Source organism: Streptomyces sp. NPDC020875, from assembly GCF_040641415.1.
In the GTDB taxonomy this organism is placed as follows: domain Bacteria; phylum Actinomycetota; class Actinomycetes; order Streptomycetales; family Streptomycetaceae; genus Streptomyces.
In genome coordinates this window covers 1-2,972 of sequence record NZ_JBFADP010000133.1, presented here as the reverse complement: position 1 = coordinate 2,972, position 2,972 = coordinate 1, and the positions used below count along the sequence as shown (strand labels likewise).

The 2,972-nt window shown below is 78.9% G+C and carries 1 protein-coding gene; it reads right to left on the bottom strand.

The genetic code is table 11. From position 1 onward, the window contains the following. Positions 1–122: 122 nt before the first annotated feature. Positions 123–2,627 (bottom strand): hypothetical protein, encoded by a 2,505-nt coding sequence (locus tag AB0G74_RS34280; RefSeq protein WP_361154624.1) that lies wholly within the window; start codon positions 2,625–2,627, stop codon positions 123–125. Positions 2,628–2,972: the final 345 nt, after the last annotated feature.

Genomic DNA, 2,972 nt, shown 5'->3' with positions numbered 1-2,972 from the left:
AAAAAAAACCCGGGGGGGCACCCCCGCCGGGCGGGGGCCGGCCCGCCACAACCGGCGCCCCCCCCCCGGCCGCTTTCCGTCCCGGCCCCGGGAGCCCGGGGCCGGAACACGCGCGCAGGCGCCTACCGCATGCGGTGGACCGAGTCGCGCAGCCGGCGGGCGTCCCGCAGCCGCTGCTCGTAGGTGGCGCCCGTGACCAGGAGCAGCAGGCCCGCGAGCGCCGGGGGCAGCCAGCGGGGGAGCACCCCCATCGCCTGTACCGCGTACGGCGCCAGCTCGTGCAGCGCGACCAGGGCCAGCACCGCCGCACCAAGCACCAGCGGCGCCTGGAGACGGCGATGGGCGCCGGCGAGGGTGATCACCAGGGCCGCCAGGCCCAGCAGCAGCGGCCGGGTCCAGCCCGGGTCGCCCCAGGCCGTATGGAGGCTCGGCAGCAGGGTCGCGGCGAGTCCGGGGCCGTACGCCGCCCAGGACGAGGTCGCCGGGGTACGGCGCCGCAGCAGGACACCGAAGGCGAGGGCCGGAACCGAGACGGGCAGCGTGTACGCCTCCGGGACCGTGATCTCCCAGGCGGCCAGCCGGACCCAGGTCGCCAGCAGGAACAGCGCCGCCGCCAGGCCCCCGGCCGGGAGCCGCCGCTCCGGGCGGAGCGCCGTGGCCGCCGCCAGCGACCCGGCGAGCCCCAGCAGTACGGAGATCATCGGCAGATCCCCCGACGCCAGCAGCAGCGCCACCGCCGTCACCAGCGCCGCCGTCGCCTCCAGCGGGACGGCCCGGGACGCGGACCGGCGGCCGGCGACCGCGCACAGCACCGCGGGCACCACCATCAGCAGCAGCCCCGACCAGGACCCCGACAGCTCCGCCGCCCGCGCCCCGGCCAGCAGCAGCCAGCAGCCGAACAGGGCCGCGGCGACCGTGTACCCGGTCCGTACCGCCGCTCCCGCCCGGGCCGTGCCCGCCCCCGCCACCAGCGCCGCGACCACCGCGCCCAGGACGACGAAGGTCGCGGACCGGTCGGCCGAGGCCAGCCCGCCGACCGCCGCCGCGCCCAGCAGCCCGCAGACCGGCACCACCGGGCCCGTCACCGGCGACCGTACGAGGGCGCCCAGGGCCAGCGCCCCCAGGGCGAGCGCCAGGCCGTACCCGACGGCCGCCGGGTACGGCATCGACACGGCCGCCGGGACCGTGGCCAGCGCCGCCCACAGCAGCCCGGCCGCGACGCCCGGGGCGACGAGCCGCCCGGTCTCCCCGGCCCCCGACGGCTCGGTCGGCTCGTGCTCCGGCCGCTCCGTCCCGGGCCGCCCTGCCGCGGGCCCCTCCGTCTCCGGCCGCTCCGTCCCGGGCCGCGCGTCCGTCCACCGGCCGTACCGGGCCAGCACCCCCGCCACCAGGAGCAGTGTCACCGGCGCCGCCGAGAAGAACGCCACCGGCAGCTCCGTACCCACCGCCGCGTACGCGTCGTCCGGCGCGCCCCGCCACAACCCCGGCAGCGTCGTCACCGGTCCGGCCAGGGCCAGCACCGTCAGCGGCAGCGTCAGTACGAGCGCGCCGCCCAGGACCCCCGCCGCCGCCCCGCGCAGCCCCCGCGCCACATCGGCGGGCAGCCGGGCCGGGACCGCGACGAACAGCACCGCAGCGATCAGCGTGTACGCGCTCACCGCCCAGGCGGCAGGCACCGCCGCCCGTACCGGACCGCCCAGGGCGGCCGTCAGGACGAGACCGGCGGCCACCGCCCCCGGCACGGCCGCCCGGGTCCCGGGACGGGCCGCGTACAGCGCCACCGCCGCCAGCACCGTCAACCGCGCCCCCGGGCCGAGCGCCGCGCCCGGCGAATCCGCCAGGGCCGAGGCGACGATCCCGTCCGCCGCCGCCCAGCCGCCCGTCGCCACGGCGAAGCCGGCCGCCAGAGGCCGGACGACCGGGTGCGCCAGCCGCACGGCGATCGCCACGTCGAACGCGGCGGTCGCCGTCAGGGCCGCCGCCACCAGTCCGCCGTCCGCCGCCGACGCCCAGAGCACCAAAGGCAGTTGGGCCGCCGCCACCGCCGCGGGCAGCGGCACCGCGAGACCGGGCAGCGCCCGGCCGTACGCCGCCCACGCCACCGCCAGCACGGCCGCCGCCGACCCCGTGTACACGACCGGGTCGCCGCCGCCGAGCCCGATCTGCCGCAGGGCGTAGGCGTCCAGCACGGTCAGCACCAGCCCGAGCCCGGCCACCGCCTCGGCCGTGGCCATCAGCCCGCGCCGCCCCAGCACGACCGGCAGCCCCAGCGCGGCCGCCGTCAGCGCCGCGAGTACGGCACCCCGCCCGGCGATACCCAGCGACCCCCAGCTGACCACCGTGAACGCGATAGCGGCGATGGCCAGCAGCGTTCCGCCCAGCGCCAGCAGTACGTTCCGGGCACCGGGCCCGGAGACGTCCGCGGTCGGTCCGGCCGGACCGACGGAATACGGCACGGGCCCGCCGCCCCCCGCCCGGGCGCGCGGCGCGGCGGGCCCGGAGATCCGCGAGATCAGCCAGGCACGCCGCAACAGCAGCTGCCCGCGATGGGCTTCCAGCCGGGCCAGCTCGCGGTCGACGAGAACGAGTTCGTCGGCGGGCGGCAGCGGGGGTGGGGACGAGGTCATGCCCGGAGTCTGACCGCGGAACCGGCGCCGGGCATCGGCCCGGATACTCAGCCGCGCCCTGAGTAGCCCCCGCGAGCCCCGGGCTCCGCCCCCTGCGCCGTCAGGCCGTCTTGTCGTGCTCGGGGGTGGCCCCCAGCGCCTCGGCCCTCCGGGTTGCCGCACCAAAATCCTCGGGCCCGTCCGGCGACCTGATGATGTCGGCGGTCTGCGGACCGCCTGTGGCTGGTCGCGCAGTTCCCCGCGCCCCTGGTTGCCCTCCTTGCCGCCCTTGCACAGAGACGGCCCCTTCCCCAGGGGCGGGGAGCTGGAGAGCATTTAGGGGCGCGGGGAACTGCGCGACAAGCC

Excerpts from the sequence above, each read along its gene's own strand:
- AB0G74_RS34280 (WP_361154624.1), bottom strand. The coding sequence starts at position 2,627 with ATGACCTCGTCCCCACCCCCGCTGCCGCCCGCCGACGAACTCGTTCTC.